This window comes from Serratia sp. PL7 (genome assembly GCF_945957435.1).
Window position 1 is genome coordinate 1 of record NZ_CAMFLB010000147.1, and the last position, 290, is coordinate 290.

The window sequence follows — 290 nt, forward strand, 5'->3', positions numbered from 1 at the left end:
TATCTTAAACATGACTCGCAAGTCATCTTTAAGATTTTTTCGGTTATCGCTAACCGGTGATAATGTCTTTCACTCATTATCGGAATGGCGTCCCCAAGGGGATTCGAACCCCTGTTACAGCCGTGAAAGGGCAGTGTCCTAGGCCTCTAGACGATGGGGACACGAAAATCCGATTAAACTGAATAACTTAATCGGTTCGTATCAGCATGAATGACTCATGGCATCAACAGGTAGCGCTTTGCTCGTTACTTTTCATCAGACAATCTGTGTGAGCACGCCACTCGAACTAA

General features: G+C 44.8%; 1 tRNA gene. It reads right to left on the reverse strand.

The window, feature by feature from the left end:
• Positions 1–85 precede the first annotated feature (85 nt).
• Positions 86–161: transfer RNA gene (locus N6G83_RS54675), tRNA-Glu, on the reverse strand.
• Positions 162–290: the final 129 nt, after the last annotated feature.